We start from the raw sequence: 24,550 nt of genomic DNA on the forward strand, positions 1-24,550 counted from the left end.
GCAGCAACTGTAGTTTTGAAGGATGGCGCTAATTCCGACATCCTTCATATATCCTTCCTTTAAAAATCACCGGCGGCTTGTCCGGAAATTTTTCCTTATTCCATTAAAAATATCAGCGGCAATTTCAAAGCCAAAATCTCTGACTGACTGCGTGCTGTCTGTAATTTTAGAAGTCCCTTGAGGAATTTTCTTTCCGCCAAAAAGAACTTCATCCTTATCTATATCAATAACTGTATATGAAAAAGAACTTATATTGTCCAAAAGGGCTCCCGACGGATTTGTTGAGTCCGAAACATCAAATTCCCCAGTCAGTTCAACAAACAAATCTGTTCCGCTTTCACGCGCTTCATCCAAAGACTTTCTGAAAACTGAATCAAATTCTTTTGGATCAGAAGAAACTGGCGGTGAATTCGAAATTATAATTCCGTTTGAAAAGAATGTATCAAACAGCGCATCCTCAATGATGTAGACACAATTTCTTATTTCATCACCCGAAGGATCATGCTGGATAATCTGAAACCCCACAGAAGGAAAAGCCGCCGCAAAACACGGGGCAAAAAGCAGCATTGCAAACAAAAGAGCTGTATTTTTTCGTTCCATAAAGTATTTCATCAGAATCTCCGCAAAACAAAACTTGTCTTCATATAAATCATCGGAATTTCATTGATTCAGTTTAGTTTTTTCTTATTTTTCCTGCGGAATTGAAGAAAACGGCAAGGTGTGGTATCATTTTTGAAATGAACAAGGTTGACAGCAGACTTTATATAATAGGAGCCGGATTTGCCGGTCAGATGATAGTCCGTGATCTTAACAGAAAAAAAGTTTTCGGTACAGTTACGGCTTTCCTTGACGATGATAAAAATCTAATAGGAACAAAAATAGACGGAATTCCAGTTTTGGGGCCTATAGACAGCATGGCCGATGCACTGCGCGTAAATCCTGTAGACCAGGCCGTAATTGCCATTCCAAGCGCACCGGTAGAAAGAATACGCTCTATTTACAACGTCCTAAAAAACTGCGGCTTTATGCAGATAAAAATTCTTCCCTCAATAAGCCAGATTATAGAAGAAAAGGCCCACTTTATTCAGGCAAGAGATATTAATCCACTGGACATTCTCGGCAGAACACCGGTTGTAATTCCGCTAAGGGAAAGCCTTTCCTACCTCAAAGGAAAACGCGTTTTGATAACAGGTGCCGGCGGTTCAATAGGCAGCGAACTTTCCAGACAGCTTTTGTCAGGCGGAGCAGAACGTCTGTACCTTTTCGGGCACGGTGAAAATTCCATCGTTAACATTTACCGCGAGCTTCATTTACTTCAGTGCGAAGGCGTCGGCGAAAAAGCAACAATTGTTCCTATTATAGGGGACATGCGTGACAGAAATTACGTAAAATACATTATCTCGCACACACGGGCAGACGTTATTTTTCACTGCGCGGCATACAAACACGTTCCCATGATGGAAGAAAATCCTGTTGCAGCAATAGAAAACAATGTTTTGGGAACAAAAAATCTTCTTGATGCTGCCCTCTCATGCGGAACAGAACGTTTTGTTCTTATTTCAACAGACAAAGCTGTGGAACCAGTAAGCGTTTACGGAGCGTCAAAGATGCTTTGCGAAAGACTAGTTGTAAATGCAGCAGACAAAGCCACCGCCAGCAAGGCATTTATGTTCGTAAGATTCGGCAATGTACTGGGTTCAAGGGGCTCTATTCTTCCTATTTTTACCGAACAGATAAAAAACGGAGGCCCGGTTACCGTAACTGACCCTGCAATGGAGCGCTATTTCATGACAATACCCGAAGCATGCTCTCTGGTTTTGCAGACCGGCGGCGTAGGCAATAACGGTGCTTCATATCTTCTGGACATGGGCGACCCGGTAAAAATAATAGATCTTGCCAGACAGATTATTACTTTCAGCGGTTTCAGGCCAGACAAAGACATAAAAATCCAGATTATAGGTGCGCGCCGCGGTGAACGTCTGGTAGAACCGCTTTGGACACCCGAAGAAAACCCTACCCCAACGCAATACCCCAAAATACTCACTCTGACCAATGCAAGACGTGACTGCTTTAATCTTGACAATCTAATTGATTCCCTCATTCCTATATGCAACTATATAGAAGAAAAAAGCAGCCTTTACAGAAACAGTGAGCAGCTTCTTAAAATACTGCGCGCGGCTGTTCCCTCACTGGACGCTTTCTACAAAGAACAGGAAGCCGCCAAGTCCCGGCCGCAAACAAACAGAGCGGCAGCTTTATAAAAATGACAGCACGGCTTAACAGGAGACATATATATGGAAGAAAATACAAATATTCCTTTTTTTAAGGCATCAATAAACGAACAAGACGAACAGGCTGTGCTTTCTGTACTCAGAAGCGGATGGCTCACTACAGGAAAAGAATGTCTTGCCTTCGAGAAAGAATTCGCCGCTAAAGTAAAAACACAATATGCACTGGCAGTAAACAGCAATACAAGCGGAATGATTCTTGCCATGGAAGCCTGCGGTGTTGCTCCCGGAACAGCCGTAATTACAACGCCCTACACTTTTGTTTCAACAGCAGCCTGCGCAAGGCATCTGGGTGCAGATGTACTTTTTGCAGACATAGAAAAAGACACATACTCCATCGATCCTGACTCAATAGAAAAAATATTTGCACAGAATCCGCAAAAAAAGATTGTGGCAATAGTTCCCGTTCACATAGGAGGCAATGTCTGCAACATGGAACGCATAATGCGCATTGCAAAAGAACACAAAGTGCGTGTAATAGAAGACTGTGCGCATTCCTTTCCCAGCAGAACAAAACTCGGTTACGCAGGTTCTATCGGTGACTGCGGAATCTTTTCTTTCTACGCAACAAAAACCATAACTACGGCAGAAGGCGGAATGGTCACAACAAATGACGAACAGCTTTGCAAAAGAATGACACAGATGCGCCTTCATGGAATGGACAGAACTACATGGGACAGATACACTTCCCCAAGAGCCTCGTGGGAATATGACATCATTGCGCCCGGATACAAGTTCAACATGCCGGACATTCTTGCAGCATTGGGCCGCACACAGTTATCGCGCGCCGACGAATTCGACACAAAAAGAAAACAGCACGCTGCCTTCTACAACAGAGCCTTTGCAGACACAGACTTTGTAGAACTTCCGCCTGACTCAGAAGGAAACTCCTGGCACCTTTACCTTATGCGCCTTAACAATGAAAAACTTGACTGCGACAGAAACACTTTTGCAAAAGAACTACAGCAAGCAGGAATCGGAATAAGCGTTCACTTTATACCGCTTTTTCAATTTACCTACTGGAAAAATCTTTACAAAGACTTTACAGCAGAAAATTATCCCAACGCAATGAAAGCCTACAGCAGAACAATTACCCTTCCACTCTGGCCCGACATGACGCAGCAGATGCTCGAACGTGTCGTACAATGCGTAAAAGAAACCGGGGAGCGACACCATGCCTAAAGCAGTAAGAAAACGTTCATCAAAAATCTCTTTCCAAAAGGAATTCTACAGCGACCTTTCCATGAGCGACATGATAAATGCCGTAACAATAAGAAGCCCTGCCCAGAAAGGAATTCTTATGGCAGTATCACATCCCGATCTTCCCGAGGGATATACGATAGTAACGGCAAGAGATGTTCCGGGAACAAATTTCATTGATACTCCCTGCGGAAAAGTCCCTGTATTCTGCGACGGAAACATTTCCTACCTTGGAGAGCCGATCGGACTTCTTGCAGGCCCGGATCTTTCAAGACTGTATGAAATTCTTTCGGAACTTAAAATTTCTGTAGACGAAAACCCTATAGAATCATTCCTCCAGGATGTACAGGACGTTCAGGAAATACCGGCAGCAGACGGCACGGCTTTGCAAGACGCAATAGAAGACCTGCCTTCAGATGATTTGTTTTCTACTGTTATTGCACGCCGCGAAAAACAGTACGGCCCCTGTTTTGAAAAAGACAAAGAAGGAAAAATCCCGGGAATAGAAAGTGTACTGGACTCGGCACCGCACCTTATAAAACGATGCTGGCAGTATTCCATGACCACGCCCTACTACGGGGAACCGAACGGAGCTTTATGTGACTGGAAAGACGGTGAAAACCTCACCATTTGCACACCTACACAATGGCTTTCCAGCTTAAGGCAAATTGCAGCTTCGGCTCTTAACATAAAGACAGAAAACATTACCGTAAAAAAAACATCATCTTCAAATACAGGAACAAACGGAATCTGGTTCAACAGCATTCTGGCCTGTCAGGTCGCCATTGCATCAAAAAAAGCACACAAACCTGTAAAACTGGTATACAGCCGTGACGAACAGGAAAAATTCCTTGACTCAATGCGCCCAATCACAATAACACATGTAACGGCAGCAGACGACAGCGGAAAACTTCTTGCAATGAAAATAGACATTGATGTAGACGCAGGCTTTTCAAACCCGTTCGCACAGGAAACAATAGACAGACTTGTCATTGCCTCATCCGGAATATACCGTCCGCAGAACCTGAGCGTAACTGCAACAGCATACCGTTCATTAACCCCGGCTTCATCAGTTGACGTACAGATAATAGATTCCGCAGCCCTTTTTGCCCTGGAAAACCAAATGAACGAAATGGCTGCCGAATGTTCCCTCCTTCCTGCAGAAATAAGGGAAAGAAACATAATAGCGGCAAAAAAGAACATAAAAAACCAGTACCCGTTCACGTTTCAGACAGAAAATTTCCATGACCTTGCGCTTGCAATAACACAGGCCAGTGATTTGAACAGAAAATATTCAGCATACCACCTCGAGGCAAAAAACAGAAAAATTAGGGGAAACGACACTGAATATGACGCTGTTTACTCTTCTCCCCTCCGCGGAATCGGATTTTCCTTTGCATTCGAAGGTTCCGGTTATTACGGCTCCAATGTCTACGGAAACGACCAGTCACTTGAAGTAACGCTCGAAGCAGACCAGACGCTCACAATACACTGCCCGCCGGTTTCAAGTACAGTAGAAGAAATCTGGTACAAGCTCGCGGCCGACGAATTGGGAATAAACCAGTCCGCCGTAAAGATAAATTCTTCCTTCAAGGCAGACGAAGAGCCGCCGCTGCCCGAAAACGTATACAGCAACATCAGCGTCATGACGGTTCTCTTAAAAAAGTGCTGCGCCGCAATAAAAAAAAGAAAAGAAGGAACAGCACTTCCATACACCGTAAAAAAGAAAATAACTCCGGCGCAGAAAAAAGAATGGAACAAGGAATCTTTTTCGGGAACACCGTTCCACAGTACATCATTTGCGTCGGCAGTTGTAGAAATAGAACTGGATCCATGTACCTACAGAGAAATAGTAAGAGGTATTTCGATTGTAATATACGGCGGCCAGATTCTTAACCGCAAGGCGGCAGAAAGCAGAATCAGGCTTTCAATACAAAAAGTTCTCTCTTCGCTTGTTTCAAACGATACAATCGACTGCAAAAACATAAAGGTTATGTTCATGAAGTCAAATGAAAGCCCCATGCAGATAGGCGAAATAGCATACAATGTAATACCTGCAGCCTACACACAGGCTCTCTCGCAGGCACTAGGCTGCACAATGACATCCCTTCCGCTCCAGACAGATTCGGTTTATTACAAACTATGCGAGCAGAAAATCTACGAAAATGCAGAAAATGTAGCAAAAAAAATGGGGGAACAGGTCAAGGAGGAAACAACAGATGACAATAACTCTGACAATAAATGAAAAGAAACATGTAATTTCGGCTGACCCGTCAGAAAAGCTCCTGACAGTTCTAAGAAAAGAAAAACTCTTCAGCGTAAAATGCGGCTGCCAGAAAGGCCTCTGCGGAAACTGCATGATTCTTCTGGACGACAATCCTGTTCCAGCGTGCCTTGTTCCAATAGGAATCGTACGTGACAGCAAAATAGTAACCCTGGAATACTTCAAAAACGACCCGTGTTATCAGGACATAATTACAGGGTTCAACCAGGCCGGAATTCATCTCTGCGGTTACTGCAATGCCGGAAAAATTTTTACAGCCTATGGAATTCTCAAAGCCAGTTTCCGTCCCGACAAGGCATCACTTTATTCTGCATTAAGAGGACTTGCCCCGTGCTGTGCAGACAGTGACAGTCTTGCCGCCGCAATAATGTACGCCGTTGCAGCAAAACACACGCGCGAAGGAAGACACAATGCAAAAAAATAACCGAACCGTTGAGCTTACAAAAAATCTTGCAGACGTATTCTACAATCTGCGCTCGGTAAAAAATATACAGATTCTCGGCGGCTGTACAGAAACAGGAATTACGGCAGAAAAATCAATGACAATAAGGGCCATTCCCGAACTGTCGTCAATAGAAAAGCGTGAACGTTTTATAGACTTCGGGCCGGCAGTAACGCTGTCACAGATGATTAAAATCGGCAAGGCAAACATGCCGGCAGTACTTTACGATGCTCTGGAATCCATTGGAACAGAAGCAGTACGCAACATGGCAACACTGGGCGGAAACATCTGTTCCCCAGGAATAAAACACACGCTCTGGGCTCCGCTTCTTGCACTCAATGCGCAGATTGAAGTAAGAAACCAGAACGAAACAAAATTCATACCATTTTCAAAATTCAGCGGCGTTCCCAAAAGTTTTGTAATGACAAAAATCAGGGTTCCGTTTGATGAATGGGGAATAGAAATATTCCGCAGGGTCGGCCCTTCAAGATTAATTAATCCGCTTTCTGCAGCCTTCGTCTTTCTTGTAGAAACGCAGAAAGGAATAGTGGCAAACATACGCATCGCATTTGCAGGAAGCATAGTTTTTTCTTCACAGGAACTTGAAAACAAAATAATCGGAATAAAACTTCCAATCGCAAGACGCGACATAGATACTCTTATCCAGGAAACAGAACGCGTCTATGATGAAAAATTTTCGCTGCTACAGGCAAAGCCAATTCTTAAGATCCAGTTTCTGAATCTCCTGCGCTATGCCCTGGAACAGTTAATGTAGTTTGAAAAACTTTCGTTCCACGAAAGTTTTTCAAACGTCAAGAACTGCCGTGCCGGCAGTTCTTGCACCTTAATTATTTTATATAACAGATCAAATAGTTTGAATACACGCCGCCTCACGGAAGTTATCCAAACTATTTAATCAGCATGCAGTCGCCGTAAGAAAAGAAACGGTATTTTTCTTTAACGGCTTCGTTGTATGCATTAAGAATATTTTCCCTAGTACTGAATGCGCTTACAAGCATAATCAGCGTAGACTCTGGTGTGTGAAAGTTTGTAAACATCTGGTCCACTACCTTGAACTTGTATCCCGGGTACATAAAGATATGCGTTTTTCCCGTTCCGCCAGAGACAACACCGTTTTCATCACAAGCACTTTCAAGTGTGCGCACGCTAGTTGTTCCGACTGCAAGAACAGGCCGACCTTCTTTTTTTGCTTTGTTTATCTTTTCTGCAACGTCATACGGAACAGTATAAACTTCTTCATGCATTTTGTGTTCTTCAATATTTTCTGCACGCACAGGAAGAAAAGTTCCCAGCCCTACATGAAGCGTAATCCATTCAAGTTCGGCGCCGCGCTCCCTTAGTTTTTCAAGCATCGGTTCTGTAAAATGAAGACCGGCTGTAGGACAGGCGGCACTTCCGGTTTCCTTTGCATAAACTGTCTGGTATCTCTCACCGTCAACTTCGGTATCTTCACGCCGTATGTAAGGAGGAAGGGGAATATGTCCGTTGCGCTCAAACCACTCTTCCGTAATTCTGAACGTAAAGCGTATTGTCCTGAACTCAGTACCAATGTCATCGGGGTTATCAACAATTGTACCTTCACTGCCGTCAGAAAATTTATAAAGGCCGCCAACCTTGACTTTCTTTGCGCCTTTTACCATTGTATTCCACGTGTCGCCTTCAGGGCCCATTTGATGAAGGAACATAAATTCCTGTTCGCGACCGGTAGCGCACTTGATTCCGTAACAGCGGCTTCTTCTTACCCTGCTGTTGTTAAAAATCATCAGTGTACCCGGTTCAATAAGAGACGGAAGATCCTCCATCATTTTATGTTCAACAAGTCCCGATTTTCTTCCCAAAAGCATCAGACGGTCTTCGCCGCGTTTTCCCGAAGGTTTCTGCGCTACAAGTTCCTGTGGCAGATCAAAATAAAAGTCGCTGGTTTTCATTGTTTTTATTTTCCTTTCCCGGAGCAATTCCGAGATGTTCATATGCTTTTTCAGTAACGGTCCGGCCGCGCGGAGTTCTCTGCAAAAGCCCGCACTGAATCAGATAAGGCTCATAATAATCTTCAAGGGTGTCCATTGACTCGCCTATAGAAATGGCAAGTGTTTCTGCCCCGACAGGTCCGCCACCAAAGTTATTGATTATCGAAAGTAGAATTTCCCTGTCATAGCGCTCAAGACCAAGACAGTCAATTCCAAGCCTGTCCAGACCATCTTCTACAATAGCCTTCGTAATAATGCCGTTCCCTTCTATCTGCGCAAAATCCCTCATGCGCCGTAAAAGTCTGTTTACTACACGGGGAGTTCCTCTTGAACAGCCGGCCATAAGATCCGCAGCATCGTCTTCTACCTTAACATTAAGAATAAGTGCCGAACGCCTTATAATTCCAGCAAGTTCTTCCTTTGAATAAAAATTAAAGCGCTGTATAATTCCAAAACGGCTTATAAGAGGTGAACTTACCATTCCGGCCTTGGTAGTGGCTCCCACAAGTGTAAAATGCGGAATAGGAATACGCACGGTTCTTGCAGCAGCGCCCTGTCCTATTACCCAGTCCAGCTCAAAATCTTCCATTGCAATATAAAGCATTTCTTCTATTGCAGGCTTAAGGCGGTGAATCTCGTCAATAAAAAAAACTGTACGCTCGGTTATCGTAGAAAGAATTCCCGCAAGATCCTTGGGCTTGTCCAAAGCAGGAGCACTTGTAACTTTAAAGTCAGCACCAAGTTCGTTTGCCGTTATCTGCGCAAGTGTAGTCTTTCCCAAACCAGGCGGGCCTATCAGAAACAGATGATCCAGAGACTCCTGTCTTTCACGGGCTGCATTTATAAAAACAGAAAGATTTTTCTTTATTGCCGTCTGTCCCTGAAAATCAGAAAGAACCCTGGGGCGCAGTCCGCCTTCCTGCACATCATCTTCAGAAGTAATGTCGGCCCGCACTATGTTCAAGTCAGAAGCGCCGGTGTCACCAGCACGGAAAATTTTTGTAGAACCGCCCGCAGCCTGAGAAGCCAGCTGTGCAACAATGTTCATTTCGTCACCGCTTTCCCTTTCGTAAGAAGACTTGTGCGTCACACTTTTGTTCATCTTGCAAGCTCCACAATAGCCGTGCGGAACAGAATTTCTTCCTTCTGGGCATCTGTCTTTCCTTCAAAAGAACCGTCTTTGGTCATGCGCGAAACTATTTCAGAAACAGTTTTTTCTGCACTCTTGCGCTCGTATCCCATTTCAGAAAGTGCACTTACCAAATCAGCATAAGGGGAATCAGACTTTGCAGCAGAAGAAGAGTCTATTTCAGAAAGAGTAAGTTTTCCCTTAAGCTGAAGCAGCATCTTTGCCGCAGTCTTTTTACCCACACCGGGAACTTTCTGCAACGCTTCCAGATCCCCGCTTTCAAGAATGCGTGCCAAATCAGAAGCACATATACTTCCCATAATCTTTATTGCGCCCTTCGGACCAATACCGTCAACCTTAAGCAGATCAAAAAAAAGTGAACGGTCAGAATCAGAAGCAAAACCAAAAAGATTCATCAGAGCGTCAGTATGCTGAAGCCAGGTAAAAACACGGCACGGCTGCCCAACCTGTGCAAAAGCCGCAGAAGAACTGTCAGGAACCGTAATGTCCCATTCTATTCCGTGAGTATCAATAAAAATTTTCTGAGGAAGTTTGCCGGTTACAGTACCGGTAAGGCTGTTAAACATTATTCCATTATATCACATTTAAACATGTAAAAACAAGACAGCCCCCAAAACGTATCAAAAAGAGTACAACAAAAAAAGCACAAAACGTTTCAAAGGGCCGCTTGCTTCGGGAACATCACAAAGCTTAACTTGCCGGATGTTCACCTTTTTTAAACATTGAACATATTCAGATGCTCACTAATCACGCGGATAGCATCATCCATTTCGTCAGAAAGAACAGAAAGCGCCTTTTGGGTATCATTCATTCTGCGTCCGTCAGCCTTCATTTTGTCCATTCCGTCCTGCATTCTGCACGAAGTATCCTGAAGATTGTGAATCTCGTCAAGAATAGATTTGTTTCCAGCTTCCATCTCAGAAGAAGCGGTTTTGACTTCAACAGAAGAATCACGCAGCGTATCAAGAGCACCGTTAATCTGCTTTGAACCTACTTCCTGTTCTGCCATGGCATTTTCTATCTGCTGAACCAGTGTATTTGTATCTTTAATCTTGTCCGAAACATTCCGCAAAGTCTGTGCAGAATCTTCAGACACGCTCACCATCTCTGAAATAGAATTCTGAATATTCCGCAACTTCTGTCCTATAGATTTGGATTGTTCTGAAGAAGTCTCGCTCAGCTTGCGTATTTCATCAGCAACAACACTGAATCCTTTGCCAGCCTCGCCTGCATGTGCTGCCTCAATAGCGGCATTCATCGCAAGAAGATTTGTCTGTTCTGCAATTGACGAAATAACAAGGTTCGCTTCCTGCAACATCATAGACTCATTCTGGATCTGCGAGATTCTGGTATTGACTTCATCCTGTTTTGCAACACCCTCGGCAGAATCATTTTCGAGTTCTTCAAAAGATTTTCCCAGTTTTTCAACCGAAGAGTTAACAGACATAATGTTTCCAAGCATCTGTTCAACTGCAGCAGAAGCTTCCGAAACACTTTCACTCTGGGTTGAAATCATCTTGTTGAGTGACGAAATATTGGAAGAAATTTCGTTGACAGCCCCGGCCGTATCAGAAACACTAGCCGACTGACTGTCAATTCCGCTTCCAAAAGTATCAATACTCGTAAGAATTCCGCCAATGGAATCCAGCGTATCTGCCGTACAGTCCTTAAGTTTTGCGCGCGACTCCTCAAGACTCTTTTCAGATTCCTTAAGATCAGAAACCAGCTCCTGGATTTTTTCTATAAAAAAATTGAATCCTTCAACAAGCTTTTTTATAACAGGAATCGTAGTCCTGCCAAGCATGTCAATTCTTCTTGTAAGATCAGCATTGCCCGATGAAATCTGCGTCACCATTCTGCAAAGTGCGTTGAGCGGCATAAAAATCCTGAAAGCCATCAAAACCATATAGAAAACAAACACCGCAAGAAGAATAAGTCCAACCGGAATATAACAGCTGGCGCAGAATGCCTCAAGGGTAAACGGCTTGTACAAAACCAAAGTCCATCCAATAAGTTCAATCGGAACAAACATGCTGCTTCCTTTAAGAGAAGGAATAAATTTCTCTTCCTTAACTTCACCTGCTGCTGCGGCAGACGGAATCACAGAAGAAATCAAAGCCTTCTTTTCTACAAGAGTCTTGTCTGCGGCCCCCGTAATTTCCCCTGCGGAATTATACATGAACATATTTACGCCAGGCTCTGACTCAAGCGAAGAATAAATCTCATCAATAAAGTTTCCTATAGGAATTCCGGTTCCGGCGATTGCGACAGGAACACCGCTTTCATTGCGCACAACGGCATTTATCCAGAGGAACGTATTCTTAAGATCAGGATTGTAATTTATGTTAAAGTTGTAAACTTCCGTTTCCTTAAGTGTCATTTTGTACCAGTACTGCGCCGGATCCTCCGGGTCAAGGGTATAGGCATACTTTCCGTCAGACATGAATTTGCGGTCGGCTGTAGAAATCCAGAACGAACTTTTGCTCAGAAAAGAATTCCGGTACTGTTCAAGTTCGGCAAGGGCAAGGTCTGCCTGTCCATAACCTTCGGGATTTTCCATATATTCTTTGATAACAGGAGAAGATGTCATCTGAAGAACAAGTTTTATCTCTGACTTGATCTGGGACTCAAACCGCAGAACCTGCATTTCAGAAAGTATGCCAAGCGATTCAGACGATTTTTTTGTAAACACAGCTGCCGAACCAAAAAAAAGTATGGCTACATCGACAGCAATTGCAGCAGCTACGGCAACTACTTTTACCAGAACAGAATCTTTTTTCACAGAAATCCTCCATAACTATAAATTATAGTTTAATCCTGCATAATGAAATAGTCAAATACAAACGAAAAAAAATAAAAGAAAAAAAAATAAAAGGAATTTCACTTGTTTTCACGGCCGCTCATAATGTCAAAAACAGCCTTGAGTCCCTTTATGGTCAAATCCTTGTCCACATTGGTAAAAGCATCGGTCAGGGGCTTGAGCACGCTGTTCAGTCCGCCGGTCGCAACAACTTTTACATCAGAAGGCCTGTCTCCCGAAACCTTGAATAAATCTTCCTTTATATTTGCGACCAGATATTCTACAAGCCCTTTGTACCCAAGAACAACGCCGGCCTGAATAGCTTCTTTTGTAGTAGAACCCAGCGAACTTGCAGGAGCTTCAAGAGGAACAAACGGAAGCTGTGCAGTATTCGTCGCCAGAGCCTTTACAGCCGTTCCAAGACCGGGGGAAATTGTAAGACCGCGTATAATCCCTGCGGAATCAGTAACTGTAAGGGTAAGAGCCGTTCCGAAATCAACTGCGATATTTGCCTTTCCGCCAAAAAGTTTCCATGCAGCTACGGCATTGCACAGAAGGTCTGTTCCCATTTCGTGTGAAGAATTTTCAGGAAGTTTAACAGGAAGGTCGCCCGAAAGTGCAAGCGATGAACGCATTACAAAAGGATTTTTTCCGCAGAGATGCTGGCAGACAATAACAAACGGTCCTATAAGTGCTGGAACAACAGAACTTATAATTGCATTTTCAATATTCCGCACGTCAATTCCTGCATCACGGGCAAGTGTAAGGATTATGGAAGTATACTCATCCCCGGTACGCCTCACGTCACTTGCAATTCTCCACTGGACAAGAATTCTGTCGCCGTCAAAAACCACCGCCACTACATTTGAATTTCCTATGTCTACTGCAAACAGCATTGAAATTAACCCCTTAAAACTGTAATATATCACTTATGGAAACACTTATTCAACCTAAAGTATTAAAAGGATTCAGGGATTTTCTGCCGCAGGACGAAATACTGCGTGCCGGTCTTATCGAAAAACTTACAAACACATACAGGGCCTACGGTTTTGTACCCATTGACACTCCCGTACTTGAATATACAGAAATTCTTCTGCGCAAAAGCAACGGCGAGACAGAAAAACAGGTATTCCGCTTTGAAGACAACGGCGGTCGTGATGTAGCAATGCGTTTTGACCTTACAGTTCCGTTCGCAAGATTCACCGCAGAACACCGTGAAGAACTGTATTTTCCGTTCAAGCGCTACCACATAGCAAAAGTATGGAGAGGTGAAAAACCGCAGGCAGGCCGTTACCGCGAATTCGTTCAGTGTGACTTTGACACAGTAGGAAGCGACAGTGCCAGTGCCGACTTTGAAATTCTTTCACTCATGAAGGCAGCACTTTCTTCAATCGGTGTCGACGACATAACAATCCACGTAAACCACCGCGGAATTTTCAACAGATTCCTTACAAAAACAGGCTGTTCTGACAAATCAGAAGACATTCTGCGCATTGTAGACAAAATAGCAAAAGTCGGCGAACAGGAAGTAAAAGACGAACTTACAGAAGTAACAGGCAGCACTTCCTCTGCGGAACAGATTCTTGACTACATAAAACCGTGTGACACTTTCGCACAGACTCTGGATAAAATCGAAAAGCTTGCCGGCGGACCTGCAGAAGACTCAAAAAGAATGAGGGACATCTACGCCATGATGGTTGCTGCAGAAATAGACAAAGCCTATGTTCTTGACCCGTCCATAACACGCGGTCTTGACTACTACACAGGCGTTGTTTACGAAACCTTCCTCAACAAACTGCCGTCAATCGGTTCGGTATGCTCCGGCGGCCGTTACGACAACCTTGCAGGCCTTTACATGAAAGACAAGGTTCCGGGTGTAGGTTCAAGCATAGGACTCGACAGACTCATTGCAGGACTTTCACAGCTGGGACTTGCCACACAAAAAGGAAGCTACCTCGATGCAGAAATCTACAACACAAGCGCAGACCTGAGCATTTACTACCAGAAAGTTGCCGGTCTTCTTAGAAAAGCAGGTGTTGCAGTAGAAGTATTCCCGGACAGTGTAAAAATGTCAAAGCAATATGCTGTAACCGACAAAAAAAATATTCCGTGGGGAATTCTTATTTCTGCAGAAGAAGCCCAAAACGGAACGCTTACGCTTAAAAATCTTTCTACAAGAGAGCAGTTCCAGGGCATAACAGCAGAGGAAGCAGCTCAAAAGATTTTGGGAAAATAAGACAATGACTGCGATAATCATCATAATTGCAATAATCGCCGTAATAGTAATTGCATTATTGATCCGTACATCAATAAACGGCGATGCTTACACCGAATACGGCTTTTTCGGCGCCCGTTATCATGATTTGGGTGAAGGCAGTTATTCTGATTATCCACGCCAAAAAAAGGAATCTTCAGGTCCAATGAAGTGGGATGACATTCCCACAGCAGAACAGGACTACGAAGATTCCGTTATTGACCAGTTTCCCGAGGCAGACTTTGACGATCCCGACACTTTTGACGATGACCTCGGATAATTGTATTTTAAGAACGGCGGAATTCCCACCATTCTTAAAAACTACTTTTCTTCATCGTCACTGCAGTAAGGGTCGTCCACGCATATAACGCATCTTACATCGCTGCAAAGCCTCTCTATTCTGGAAGCAAGTTCTTTCTTAAGGGAAGCACGGTCTTCACAGCAGTCAAAAGGTCTTACAACATCAAAAATAAGATTCGTATGGCTAGGACCGGGAACCATTCTCACGTCATGTACAGAAAGCCTTGTGTCAATCTGTTTTGCGCATTCAGAAGCAATTTTATGCAGTTCCTTAAGGCGTTCATTTTTTGAGTCAACAGGATCCATATGAATCACTGCGGAACACCCCAGCTTTTGGGAAAGTGAAATCTCTGCATTGTCAACAACGTCGTGAAGTTCAAAAATATTCTGGTCACCGGGAACTTCTGCATGCAAAGAAACCATCATGCGTCCCGGACCGTAATCATGTATGACAAGATCGTGGATGCCGATTATAGGCTTGTGTGACATAACTTCGGCTTCAATAGCTTTAACAAGTTCTTCTGAAGGCGGTGTACCCAAAAGAGGACGCAGAGTTTCCTTGGCAGACTCAAATCCTGTTCTTAAAATAAAGACAGCAACAATTATACCGCCAATGCCATCTACAGGCAGACTGCAGAATTTTGAACAGATTACCGAAACAATTACTACGAAAGTAGAAATCATATCAGAAAGACTGTCCATAGCCGTAGCTTCAAGTGCCACAGAAGAAATTTTCTTTCCTACGGAATGATTGTAAAACCAGATATAAAATTTTACAAGAATCGATGCGCACAGAATAAGAACAGGAACAAGCCCTCCCGAAACAGGCTCCGGGTTGATTATCGCTTCAACAGAAGTTTTAATAAGTTCAACACCCATCATAAGAATCAAAAATGAAACAATAAGCCCCGAAACATATTCCATGCGGCCGTGGCCAAAAGGATGCTCAGAGTCAGGCTTTTTTGACGCAATCCTAAATCCAAGTATAGAAACAAGAGAAGAAGCAGCATCGGAGAGGTTGTTGAAGGCATCTGCAGTCATGGCAACAGAACCGGCCAGAGTTCCGGCAATAAATTTTGCGGCAAAAAGAACAATATTCAGAAAAATACCAAACGCACCGCACAAAACCCCGTATGCTGTTCTAACAGACGGTTTTGAATAATCACGGCTGTCTTTTATAAAAATGCGCGAAAGCAATGAAATCATAATCCACTCCTGTAAGGCCAGGCTCTAAAAAATTTCTGCTTAAAGAGCCGGCTTCAGTCGTTAAAGACTGAATGCCCATTATAGAACTTTGCGCACAAATTGTAAATTAAAAAATGGCTGTCAGGACACATACAGCAGTCCTGACAGCCATAAAAATTAATTTCAGAAAAATTACTCGGTTACTTCAGGAGTCTCCGGGGGGAACAAAACTGCTTTCGATTTTTCAATAAAGTCATAAACTTTGTCAAATCCGTCTAGTTCAACCCAGTTGAATGCAAACTGGTCATCGAGTGTATAAACGTCCACCTTGATCTTTGCCGCAGAAACAAGTGCACCAAGCTGTTCTTTGGTAAGAGAGCCCATTTCACCGGCCGCAGCTTTGTCTGCTACAACCTGCATTTTACCCTTGTCTGCAGAAACAGCATATGAAACATTGGCAACAATTTTACCGGCAACCTTGCTTCTTTCAAGAACAAATACCATACCTGAACCGGCCCTTGCAGCCATACTCATATTTCCAGAGGTAATGTTAAGAGAAGTAGAAGTTGTTTCCCCTTCAGGAACCATATCAGTAGTAGCCTGCATATCACCGTTCAGACTGCCCGAAGCATTAAAAACTGCAGACTTGAATTCAGTTTCAGTCTCAGGATCAAGTTTTGTGTAGTCAACAGAAAGTTTTCCCGAAGCACAGGCATTTGCAGACGCCTTTATTCCTAACGGTTCTGTCTCTGTTGTCGGAATAATTAATTCAGAATTCAAATAAAGTTTAAGTTCCGGAATTACAGCAGAAACACCGTCAGGAAGTTCTTCTATATTTCCCGGTGCCTTGTTAATGTTCAGCTCAGCTTTTCCATTTTTCTGAAGATCTGATGAAAACTTGTCAAACTGTTTATTCATCTCCTCAAACATTGTAGTCATTTCTTCAACAGTAGTACGTGAAGTATCTTCAACAACCGCTCCACTGAAATCAGGAATCAGTGTCTTTCCCGAAGTCGTAAATGCAATTTTGAGTTCTTCAATAACCGCTTCCCTGTTTTCTTCAGACGGGGCAGTATACTCTGACTTGTTGACAGACTCGGGAACAGTTACATCAGAAGCCGTTGTCTGTGTCTATGTAGTCTCCTTGGTATCCTGTGACGGACAACCCAAAACCAGAACGCTCGAAAGAACTATTCCGGCAATTGCAAATAAGCTGGTTCGAATTTTTTTCATAAAATCCCTTCCTAAACAATAAAATAATACCGGTCCAAACTGAACCGCTTCTATATTCTACCCCCCCCCTTGAGTTTCTGTCAATCAAAATATTATAAATTTGTTATAAATTAAAAAGACTCTGAATATTAAATTGCTCCTGAAAATAACACCCGGATGCAAAACAGCAAATTCTTTTCTATTGTATAAAGGTAATCAAAGCGGTATAATTATTGAAATCATCTTTATTTTTAGGGGAAAAAAATGCTTAGCTACTTGGCAGGAGTCTGCTCCTCGTCGCTTTCAATCATTTTCATCATTTTCATCATCGGCGCGCTGGGATTCATGCTCGGCGGAGTAAACGTAAAAGGAATCTCACTAGGAACAGCCGGTGTCCTCATCGTAGCCCTCGCATACGGTGTACTCATCCACTACTTTCCTACATTTTCAATTGTCGACACGCAGATTACTTTATGGGGAGACTCAATAAAGTCAAAATTCGCTCTTGTTTCCAATATCGGAACAGCGCTTTTCGTAACGGCTGTAGGACTTATCGCAGGACCAAAATTCTTCCGCACATTCAACAGAAAATCTCTTGCATATCTTCTTCTCGGAGTAATAATCATAGTTTTGGGAGCAGTAACTGCAATTATCTGCATATTATGTGACGAAAACCTTTCTTCAGAAATGGCTGTAGGTCTTCTTACCGGCGGCCTCACAAGTACACCGGGATTCAGTGCCGCAAAGGAAGTTCCGGGAGTAGACCAAGACGCAATAAGTGCAGGCTACGGAATTGCATATCTTTACGGAGTTCTTGGAGTAGTTCTTTTCGTTCAGCTTGTACCAAAACTTCTTAAAGTAGACATGGCCAAAGAACGCGAAAATTTCGTTGCCGCAAACTCTGTAACAATTCCTGAACCAAAGGGAACACTTGTTCAGCTTGATGACTTCGGATTCTTCCCCTTCTTCCTGGCAGTAGCTCTTGGCTGTATAATCGGTGCAATAAAAATTCCGGGAGTAAACTTCTCACTGGGTAACTCAGGCGGAACACTGGTTGCAGGACTTATTATAGGACACTTCGGAAGGATAGGAAAAGTTGACTGCAGAATAAGCAAGCAGACCCTAAACTTCATGAGGGAACTGGGACTTGTACTCTTCCTTATCGGAGCAGGCGTTCCCGGTGGAGTAAACTTTGTTTCAAACGTTAAGGTTTCATACTTTATCTACGGAGCCATCATGACAACCGTACCTATGATTGTGGGATACCTTATTGCACGTTTTGTATTCAAGCTCAATCTCTTCAACAACCTCGGTTCAATCACAGGCGGAATGACAAGTACACCGGCACTCGGAACCCTCATTGCCACAACTGGAACAGATGAAGTATCTTCTGCCTATGCAGCAACATACCCGCTGGCACTCGTTTCCGTTGTTCTTGCAGCAAAAATCATAGTAATGCTTTTCTAAGACATTTTGTGTATCAACTAAAAAGACCGTTTTCCAAAAGGAGAACGGTCTTTTTTTATAATATAAAATACAGACTATTGTGAAGGCATAAAAAAAGGGCTCCTGAAAGGAACCCTGACATCTCCTACGGGAATTGAACCCATGTTGTCGGGATGAAAACCCGATGTCCTAACCACTAGACGAAGGAGACATACACACTTAATGTGGTATGTTTAGACTATATCATAAACACATATTGTATGTCAATATCAAAATGTAAAATTTAGTAAAAAAAATTAAAAAAAAACAAACCTCATTTCATGTCAAACTTATCCAAAATCTTAGCCTTAAAGGCCTTCAAATCATCATTATCAAGGCCAAGATTTTCCGCCTGCTTCAAATCCTCCAGTGAATCATCATATTTGCCCAGTGCAAAGTATGAAAGAGAGCGCCTGAAGTAAACATGACTCTGGAATGAATTGAGTGCAAGAGACTTGCCGAAACACTCCACTGCCCGCTCATGTTCTCCCTGAAGGGCATAAACAATCCCCTCGTAATAAACAGACCGTTCACTGTGCGGGTTAATTTCAAAACTCTTTTTAAAGTCAGCAAGCGAACATTCATAATCGTTCCGGGCAAAATATGCCATACCCCTGTGCTTGAGAATTACAGAACACACAACATCAGAGGGGGTCGGTTTTGACTCAAGAATACGCGAATAAATGGCTATAGCCTTGTCAAAATTGCCCTGGTTGTGCTCATGCAGAGCTTCCAGAACCAGATCGTCAATACTGCCCTTTTCAAAAGGACTTGAAAGTTCCCTGACATTCTCTTTACGGTGGTTTATATTCATTTCCCTGTCAGAAATGTCATCTACCATGTCATAAAAGTTTTCCCGGCGCGTACCAAGCTCTTCCTGAAGTCTGTTCTGATAGTCCCTTATTTCCTGAAAAATCATGTCTGCAAGCGTCAGACTGGCGTTTATGGAAGCAAGTTTTCTGCGAAGAGGTTTGTCAAACGGATTGAATTCAGACTTGTAAATAAGCTCATGTTCCACTTCGGCCCAAGCGTCCTGAAGAATAGTTCTAACCTGAATTTCGCAAACCAGATTACCGGGAATCTCAAGTCCCTGCAAATCTTCTGGAATACATTCCTTTGGAATCGAAACAAGAATATGAATTGACTCATAGCCGAACTCCCTGAACGACTGCTCGGCACCCTTCTTTTCTATTTCCCTGACTTCAAATGCATCCTGTATCTGCTGCTGTACAACACCAAGATCTTCCAGAAAAGCGCAGATTACCCTTATTCCGATCATGTCTGTCAAAGTAACAAGGTGATTTCCTTCACATGCCTCGGCCGATTTCTGGCGCAGAATCTTTTTATAATAGCTTGAAAAAGACTTGACCCGTGTCTTGTAAGTAGGATTTGACGCAAGATAAATGGTTTCACGAAGTTTATGTTCTATATTTTCCAGAATTTTTGTAAAAAGAAAAGAATAGGAATCATAACAGGCCTTAATTTTATTTTTGTCAGGCATCATAAGCAAATTTTTATTCATATCGTAAACCAATAATTGTAAATGTTAAGAAAACTTCAGGGCATAAAAAAAGACCGTCCTGAACAGGGCGGTCCTTCTTAGTCATTCAAGACTTATTTTGCAGCGTCAGTAGCCTGAGCGTTTGAATCAGATCCTGCTTCCAAAGAAGAACTAAATGTTTCTTCGGTAGCCATCTTTTCCTGCTCGATAAAGCGGTTAACCTGCTTGTTTCCAAAGCGTGACATCTCGTTGTTCTGGCGAGCCTGCTCTTTCTTTCCGATAATGCCCCAAAGGTCTTCATCATCAATGTCGCGGTCTGCAGAAAGAACTGCGAGGTCGTAAATAATCTTTACATCCTTGAAGTAACCGATGAAGTTGTCACCAATGTGAGAAGCATCGCGTGTTACCTGGAAGCCGCAGAACTTTACGAATGGAAGTCCGCGCGGGTAAATCGGATAAACACGAATCTCGCGTGTGCGAACTTCTGAAATATAGTCAGGGTTGTTCCACTGAAGTGTTTTCCAACCATCAAAGTAAAGATTTCCCATAAGGTAGCGGCGCTCTACACCGTCATTGTCCTTAAGAAGTACATAAAGCTGGTGCGGATAGTTCATACCCATTGTTGTAACAGCGATTGACTTGAGTGTTCCAACATTCTTTACGAGACCGTATCCTTCTTCGAAAAGATATTTTCCCTTCTGCTCGTCTGTAGGCTGCAAGCGGTTTCCGTTCTCGTCAGCATCAGAAAGAGGCTCGTAAGCCTGAATTTCAAACGGGGGAACGATTCTGGCATTTGCGTTGTTGTTCCATGTCGGGAATATAACACGTACACCCATTACGTTGCTTCCTGCAAAAGGAACATCAGCAGTGTCTTTTACAGGAGCTGCTACTACCTGTGAATAAGCAACAGCCTCAACATTTCTTGCAGAAGAGTTAAGCTCTACTTCCCAGCGAGGAAGAGCAAGCGAAGTCTTCATAAGTGATTTCTGATCGCTGGTGAATGTTGCACCGGCGGCTACAGAATAATCCATTACAGTTCTGCTGTTTTCTGTAGGATTACCGTTTTCGTCAGCAACAGTGTCTGCATCGAGCAAAGTAAAGTCGATGAGCGTTGATTCCTTAGCGAAAGCGAATGTACCTGCCAGAAGCATGACAGCGGCAGTTAAAAATAAAGTCCTCTTCATTCGAAGCTCCTTTTAATACACATTTGATGTAGCCTTGTAGTATATAGTATCTAACAAGATAGTCTTTTTGTCAACTTGTTTTGATTATTCAGGCTGAAAATTTAACTTAAAATCAAAAGATATAATAAATTAAAAAATACAGTCACTATTCGCCTGCAGGACGTCCCCCAATGTATATGTGAATTTTTTTTATATTTGTGAAATTACTCACAATATTTTTTTTCAAAAGTTCCACTCCGTCGGGTATGGAACAGGTCTCGGAATCAGGCTTAAGGGCCTGCGCTGTAAGACCAAGGTGAAGTTCTTTTCCCTTTTTTATGCAGAATTCGACGGAAGTTCCTGGTGCAAATAAAGGCTTGTATCTGTTTGTAATGGGTCCCAGAAGAATGTCATCTATATAATATTCAAGTTCACCGCTTTCGGGCTTTGCGACTGCCCTTCTTGTTTCAGAAAATACAGAGTCTGAATCAAAAGAGCGGAAGTAATAAACTCTGTACGGCTGAATTCCGCTTATCAAATACATGCATACCGAAAACAACATGGAGCCAAAAAAAATTCCAAGCGCTATATTCGGAAGAAACTTTTTTTTAAGTTCTGTTTTCATTTTATTCCCGTGAATCCTCTTGAGCGTTCAAAATGTGTTACAAATGCCTGCAGTCCATTATATATCCCGAAAGAGAGTTTCTGCAAGTACTTGTCGTCAAGCAGGAGAGCCGCTTCTTTTTTGTTTGAAAGAAATCCTGTTTCTATAAGTACGCTGGGCATTTTTGTATTTCTTACGACAAACCATTCTTCAGCCTTTATTCCGCGGGCTTTGCTTAAGTTTCCTACCTGCGCTCCTATTCCTTCAAGTATAAATTTTGCAATCAGGATTGATTCTGTAGTGTATTCTTCTTCCATCATGCTGTTCAATATTGTGGAAAGTGACTTATCGTCGGTTGTTTTTGAATCTATAACCTGCCTTCTGTAACCGGGCGAAAGATACCAGACTTCATAACCCGAAGCAGACTCGTCAAAATTTGAATTTACGTGAACTGACACATAAAGAATTGCTTCGTTTTCGGCAAGTTTTACGGAATTTGCTATTTCTGTACGCTGCGCAAGTGATATAAACACATCTGTATTGCGCGTCATGAGAATTTTTTTATCTGGATAGGACTTTTTGAGGTAGTCATACAGTTTTAATCCTACGCTCAGGTTTACGTCCTTTTCGCGGATTGTACGCTTTTTACCGTCGATTGTATGTGTTGCCATTGCACCGGGGTCTTTTCCGCCGTGTCCGGGGTCTATGAGGATTGCACCTATGCGGTAGGGACTTTCATCGCTTTCGGTCTGAAAGAAACTGTCCGCTGAGCGCATAAAACTTTCTGTTGCCAGAAGTGTTCCGTTTTCTACCTTTGGTGCATCTTCGGTAACTATTGTCTTGTAATCGCGCAGTACAAAACCGTCGCCTGCCCTGAACGAAATCTGGTGTCCGTTTTTTTCAAGAACGCCTGACTGCGCCAGCGGATCCCAGTAAAGGCACATTCCTGCTTTTTTTGCAGATTCTACCGCGTTAACCCATTTTGTCTGGGAAAAAACCGCATGGGAAGACAAGAGGACTGCCGCTATCAAAACAAAAATTCTACGATTCATAAGATACTCCATCGCTTACGTAAAGCATTCCCTGGATTCCACCTTTAAAAAGAGCACGGGAAAAACTTCTGCCTTCTATATCCTGATGGTTCGGACAAAGCTGGTCGTACTGTTCAAGTGTTACAGTAAAACTTTTTTTATTCCAGTCGTACTGCCCTTCCATAAGCGGAATAATCTGTGAAAAATATACCGATGCTTTTGTTCCTGTTTTGAATACAGGACTTTCACCAAGCAGTCTGTCAAGGGCCGCTTCTGTTTTTTCTGTGCACGCAAAGGCTGGCGGCGGAAAATTCTTTTCAAAAGGAAGATCCTGTCCAAAAAGAAAACTGTCTGTTTTTTCTGAATGTGGCTTTAACCGGAGTGTCAGTTGCGAAACAGCATATTCTGCTGCAGAACGAGCGAGGGCTGCACTTTTTGAGCAGGATATTGCATTGCCGCACTTTTCTACATTGTTGCGGGGGAATTCTGCATCTGAGCCTTCACCGCACCTGAACAGAAGGTTTTTTACAAAAGGAGAAGACGATGCCGTATCTGTTCCGTATACAGAAGAAACTGTTCCCGGTATGGAAATAAATGCGCGTTCTGCACTGGTTTTGTCGCATTCAGCTTCATAAAGCACAAAATTGCCTGAAGTTATACCAAGCGGCTTTCTCTTTTTTACAAGTTCTACAGGTTCTTTTCCTGCAGCTATAAGGAGAGCCTGTTCCGTAAGGTTAAGTGAAGATGCGTAAGGGTATGTCCAGCCAGACATATAGCCACCTGAAAGACGACCTGCAATTTCTCCTATCATAGGGCCGTTTTTTGTGTACTTGATGTCTGCTTTTGCCGCCCCTTCTGTAAGTCCAAGAGATGCCGCACCCTTTGCAAACGCTTCAATGAGTTCAAGTTTTATTTGCGGCGGAACACAAGACGGCATTGTGTGTCCCATTTCTATAAAATACGGTTTGTAAAAAATATGGCGGTCTGCAAATCCTGTAACGGTAAATGTTCCGTCATGTACAAGCGCATCAATGGAAAATTCGGGGCCTTCCATATAGTCTTCAACAATTACCCTGCCCGAACGCGAATTTTTTGCCGCTTCACAAAGTGAGTGTTCAAGTTCGCTTCTGTCACGAGCAAGACGGCAGCCGCGTGCCCCCATGTTGTCTACAGGTTTTACAACTTTGGGAAACTCAAGTTCAGCGCACTCTTTGGAAGACAAAAAGTCCTGTATTGCGCTTTGTTCTATCTGCATAAAATCGGGGGAAGGAACGTCTGCCTCAAGAAAACATTTTCTCATGCGCACTTTGTCACTTGCGTTTTCTGCCGCTTCAAGAGTATGTGAAACAAGGCCGCACTTTTGTGCAACAAATGAAACTGATGAAGAAAAATCTGTTCCAGCTGTAAAAACGGCTTTAAGATTTAATCCGAAAGACTGTGCAAGTTTCAAAAGCCCTTCGCGGTCCTTTAAGTCTACCGGAGCAAAGATGTCGGCAAACGGAACACACACAGCTTTTGGATTGGCATCTGCAACGACGGCCGCAAAACCAAGTTCCCTGGCAGCTTCAATGGCCGGCCTCTGCATAAGACCTGCTCCAAGTATGAGAACATATTCTTTATTCTGCGCATCGGCTACGGTTTTATTTGTATTCTGTAAAGGCAT

General features: G+C 43.1%; 21 protein-coding genes and 1 tRNA gene. 8 read left to right on the forward strand and 14 right to left on the reverse strand.

Annotated features, from left to right (window positions below; translation table 11 throughout):
* Positions 1-66 precede the first annotated feature (66 nt).
* The gene (locus tag IWA51_RS07690; protein WP_177528881.1) at positions 67-612 is read right to left on the reverse strand and encodes a hypothetical protein; all 546 of its coding nucleotides are present in this window, start codon (positions 610-612) and stop codon (positions 67-69) included.
* Positions 613-737: 125 nt separating this feature from the next.
* On the opposite strand from IWA51_RS07690, the gene IWA51_RS07695 reads away from it, so the two are divergent.
* From IWA51_RS07695 to IWA51_RS07715, 5 genes are read left to right on the forward strand one after another with little or no spacing between them, the layout of a single operon-like run.
* Positions 738-2,261 carry a polysaccharide biosynthesis protein gene (locus IWA51_RS07695; protein WP_177528882.1) on the forward strand — a complete coding sequence of 508 codons (1,524 nt, stop codon included), beginning with the start codon at positions 738-740 and terminating at the stop codon, positions 2,259-2,261.
* A gap of 33 nt (positions 2,262-2,294) precedes the next feature.
* A complete protein-coding gene (locus IWA51_RS07700; protein ID WP_177528883.1) occupies positions 2,295-3,470 on the forward strand; it encodes a DegT/DnrJ/EryC1/StrS family aminotransferase in 1,176 nt (391 codons plus the stop codon).
* Positions 3,463-5,733: a xanthine dehydrogenase family protein molybdopterin-binding subunit gene (locus tag IWA51_RS07705; protein WP_198442005.1), complete on the forward strand. Its 2,271-nt coding sequence runs from the start codon at positions 3,463-3,465 to the stop codon at positions 5,731-5,733. Before IWA51_RS07700 ends, IWA51_RS07705 begins: the two co-directional genes overlap by 8 nt.
* A complete protein-coding gene (locus tag IWA51_RS07710; RefSeq protein WP_177528885.1) occupies positions 5,708-6,196 on the forward strand; it encodes a (2Fe-2S)-binding protein in 489 nt (162 codons plus the stop codon). Before IWA51_RS07705 ends, IWA51_RS07710 begins: the two co-directional genes overlap by 26 nt.
* Positions 6,183-6,989, forward strand: coding sequence for an FAD binding domain-containing protein (locus tag IWA51_RS07715; protein WP_198442006.1), 807 nt, complete (start codon positions 6,183-6,185; stop codon positions 6,987-6,989). The genes IWA51_RS07710 and IWA51_RS07715 overlap by 14 nt, the downstream gene beginning before the upstream one ends.
* Positions 6,990-7,122: 133 nt before the next feature.
* Here the strand turns inward: IWA51_RS07715 and queA are convergent, their stop codons facing one another.
* The 5 genes from queA to IWA51_RS07740 form a co-directional block, all read right to left on the reverse strand.
* Positions 7,123-8,163 (reverse strand): tRNA preQ1(34) S-adenosylmethionine ribosyltransferase-isomerase QueA, encoded by a 1,041-nt coding sequence (gene queA, locus IWA51_RS07720; RefSeq protein WP_177528887.1) that lies wholly within the window; start codon positions 8,161-8,163, stop codon positions 7,123-7,125.
* Complete coding sequence (gene ruvB, locus IWA51_RS07725; protein WP_230402626.1) at positions 8,138-9,304, reverse strand: Holliday junction branch migration DNA helicase RuvB; 1,167 nt, start codon at positions 9,302-9,304, stop codon at positions 8,138-8,140. Before ruvB ends, queA begins: the two co-directional genes overlap by 26 nt.
* A complete protein-coding gene (gene ruvA, locus IWA51_RS07730) occupies positions 9,301-9,918 on the reverse strand; it encodes a Holliday junction branch migration protein RuvA (protein WP_198442007.1) in 618 nt (205 codons plus the stop codon). Before ruvA ends, ruvB begins: the two co-directional genes overlap by 4 nt.
* A gap of 149 nt (positions 9,919-10,067) precedes the next feature.
* On the reverse strand, positions 10,068-12,134 hold the full coding sequence (locus tag IWA51_RS07735) for a methyl-accepting chemotaxis protein (RefSeq protein WP_198442008.1): 2,067 nt from the start codon (positions 12,132-12,134) through the stop codon (positions 10,068-10,070).
* Between the two features lie 98 nt (positions 12,135-12,232).
* Positions 12,233-13,048, reverse strand: a complete 816-nt coding sequence (locus IWA51_RS07740; RefSeq protein ID WP_198442009.1) for a type III pantothenate kinase — start codon at positions 13,046-13,048, stop codon at positions 12,233-12,235.
* A 35-nt stretch (positions 13,049-13,083) separates the two neighbouring features.
* Here IWA51_RS07740 and hisS point away from each other — a divergent pair, with 35 nt between their 5' ends.
* Both hisS and IWA51_RS07750 read left to right on the forward strand, forming a co-directional pair.
* Entirely contained in the window at positions 13,084-14,388 is a 1,305-nt protein-coding gene (gene hisS, locus IWA51_RS07745) for a histidine--tRNA ligase (protein WP_198442010.1), read from the forward strand.
* Positions 14,389-14,392: 4 nt separating this feature from the next.
* Positions 14,393-14,686: a hypothetical protein gene (locus tag IWA51_RS07750; protein ID WP_198442011.1), complete on the forward strand. Its 294-nt coding sequence runs from the start codon at positions 14,393-14,395 to the stop codon at positions 14,684-14,686.
* 41 nt (positions 14,687-14,727) lie between these two features.
* Here IWA51_RS07750 and IWA51_RS07755 read toward each other — a convergent pair whose 3' ends face one another.
* Both IWA51_RS07755 and IWA51_RS07760 read right to left on the reverse strand, forming a co-directional pair.
* The gene (locus IWA51_RS07755; RefSeq protein WP_198442012.1) at positions 14,728-15,912 is read right to left on the reverse strand and encodes a cation diffusion facilitator family transporter; all 1,185 of its coding nucleotides are present in this window, start codon (positions 15,910-15,912) and stop codon (positions 14,728-14,730) included.
* A gap of 171 nt (positions 15,913-16,083) precedes the next feature.
* Positions 16,084-16,809: a hypothetical protein gene (locus tag IWA51_RS07760; RefSeq protein ID WP_198442013.1), complete on the reverse strand. Its 726-nt coding sequence runs from the start codon at positions 16,807-16,809 to the stop codon at positions 16,084-16,086.
* A gap of 558 nt (positions 16,810-17,367) precedes the next feature.
* On the opposite strand from IWA51_RS07760, the gene IWA51_RS07765 reads away from it, so the two are divergent.
* A complete protein-coding gene (locus IWA51_RS07765) occupies positions 17,368-18,570 on the forward strand; it encodes an aspartate-alanine antiporter-like transporter (protein ID WP_198442014.1) in 1,203 nt (400 codons plus the stop codon).
* Positions 18,571-18,688: 118 nt separating this feature from the next.
* Here IWA51_RS07765 and IWA51_RS07770 read toward each other — a convergent pair.
* The 6 genes from IWA51_RS07770 to IWA51_RS07795 form a co-directional block, all read right to left on the reverse strand.
* Positions 18,689-18,760, reverse strand: a tRNA-Glu gene (locus IWA51_RS07770).
* A 102-nt stretch (positions 18,761-18,862) separates the two neighbouring features.
* Positions 18,863-20,110, reverse strand: a complete 1,248-nt coding sequence (locus IWA51_RS07775; RefSeq protein ID WP_198442015.1) for a (p)ppGpp synthetase — start codon at positions 20,108-20,110, stop codon at positions 18,863-18,865.
* 92 nt (positions 20,111-20,202) lie between these two features.
* Entirely contained in the window at positions 20,203-21,273 is a 1,071-nt protein-coding gene (locus IWA51_RS07780; protein ID WP_198442016.1) for a flagellar filament outer layer protein FlaA, read from the reverse strand.
* A gap of 145 nt (positions 21,274-21,418) precedes the next feature.
* Positions 21,419-21,877 (reverse strand): hypothetical protein, encoded by a 459-nt coding sequence (locus IWA51_RS07785; RefSeq protein ID WP_198442017.1) that lies wholly within the window; start codon positions 21,875-21,877, stop codon positions 21,419-21,421.
* On the reverse strand, positions 21,874-22,908 hold the full coding sequence (locus IWA51_RS07790) for an N-acetylmuramoyl-L-alanine amidase family protein (RefSeq protein ID WP_177528900.1): 1,035 nt from the start codon (positions 22,906-22,908) through the stop codon (positions 21,874-21,876). The genes IWA51_RS07785 and IWA51_RS07790 overlap by 4 nt, the downstream gene beginning before the upstream one ends.
* Positions 22,898-24,550 (reverse strand): ATP-grasp domain-containing protein, encoded by a 1,653-nt coding sequence (locus tag IWA51_RS07795; RefSeq protein ID WP_198442018.1) that lies wholly within the window; start codon positions 24,548-24,550, stop codon positions 22,898-22,900. Before IWA51_RS07795 ends, IWA51_RS07790 begins: the two co-directional genes overlap by 11 nt.

Source organism: Treponema peruense, assembly GCF_016117655.1.
GTDB classification, from domain to species: domain Bacteria; phylum Spirochaetota; class Spirochaetia; order Treponematales; family Treponemataceae; genus Treponema_D; species Treponema_D peruense.

Excerpts from the sequence above, each read along its gene's own strand:
- ruvB (WP_230402626.1), bottom strand. The coding sequence starts at position 9,304 with ATGAACAAAAGTGTGACGCACAAGTCTTCTTACGAAAGGGAAAGCGGT.
- IWA51_RS07700 (WP_177528883.1), top strand. The coding sequence starts at position 2,295 with ATGGAAGAAAATACAAATATTCCTTTTTTTAAGGCATCAATAAACGAA.
- IWA51_RS07750 (WP_198442011.1), top strand. The coding sequence starts at position 14,393 with ATGACTGCGATAATCATCATAATTGCAATAATCGCCGTAATAGTAATT.
- hisS (WP_198442010.1), top strand. The coding sequence starts at position 13,084 with ATGGAAACACTTATTCAACCTAAAGTATTAAAAGGATTCAGGGATTTT.
- IWA51_RS07795 (WP_198442018.1), bottom strand. The coding sequence starts at position 24,550 with ATGCCTTTACAGAATACAAATAAAACCGTAGCCGATGCGCAGAATAAA.
- IWA51_RS07760 (WP_198442013.1), bottom strand. The coding sequence starts at position 16,809 with ATGAATAAACAGTTTGACAAGTTTTCATCAGATCTTCAGAAAAATGGA.
- IWA51_RS07780 (WP_198442016.1), bottom strand. The coding sequence starts at position 21,273 with ATGAAGAGGACTTTATTTTTAACTGCCGCTGTCATGCTTCTGGCAGGT.
- IWA51_RS07715 (WP_198442006.1), top strand. The coding sequence starts at position 6,183 with ATGCAAAAAAATAACCGAACCGTTGAGCTTACAAAAAATCTTGCAGAC.
- IWA51_RS07765 (WP_198442014.1), top strand. The coding sequence starts at position 17,368 with ATGCTTAGCTACTTGGCAGGAGTCTGCTCCTCGTCGCTTTCAATCATT.
- IWA51_RS07705 (WP_198442005.1), top strand. The coding sequence starts at position 3,463 with ATGCCTAAAGCAGTAAGAAAACGTTCATCAAAAATCTCTTTCCAAAAG.
- IWA51_RS07775 (WP_198442015.1), bottom strand. The coding sequence starts at position 20,110 with ATGAATAAAAATTTGCTTATGATGCCTGACAAAAATAAAATTAAGGCC.
- IWA51_RS07695 (WP_177528882.1), top strand. The coding sequence starts at position 738 with ATGAACAAGGTTGACAGCAGACTTTATATAATAGGAGCCGGATTTGCC.
- IWA51_RS07710 (WP_177528885.1), top strand. The coding sequence starts at position 5,708 with ATGACAATAACTCTGACAATAAATGAAAAGAAACATGTAATTTCGGCT.
- queA (WP_177528887.1), bottom strand. The coding sequence starts at position 8,163 with ATGAAAACCAGCGACTTTTATTTTGATCTGCCACAGGAACTTGTAGCG.
- IWA51_RS07790 (WP_177528900.1), bottom strand. The coding sequence starts at position 22,908 with ATGAATCGTAGAATTTTTGTTTTGATAGCGGCAGTCCTCTTGTCTTCC.
- ruvA (WP_198442007.1), bottom strand. The coding sequence starts at position 9,918 with ATGTTTAACAGCCTTACCGGTACTGTAACCGGCAAACTTCCTCAGAAA.
- IWA51_RS07740 (WP_198442009.1), bottom strand. The coding sequence starts at position 13,048 with ATGCTGTTTGCAGTAGACATAGGAAATTCAAATGTAGTGGCGGTGGTT.
- IWA51_RS07690 (WP_177528881.1), bottom strand. The coding sequence starts at position 612 with ATGAAATACTTTATGGAACGAAAAAATACAGCTCTTTTGTTTGCAATG.
- IWA51_RS07755 (WP_198442012.1), bottom strand. The coding sequence starts at position 15,912 with ATGATTTCATTGCTTTCGCGCATTTTTATAAAAGACAGCCGTGATTAT.
- IWA51_RS07785 (WP_198442017.1), bottom strand. The coding sequence starts at position 21,877 with ATGAAAACAGAACTTAAAAAAAAGTTTCTTCCGAATATAGCGCTTGGA.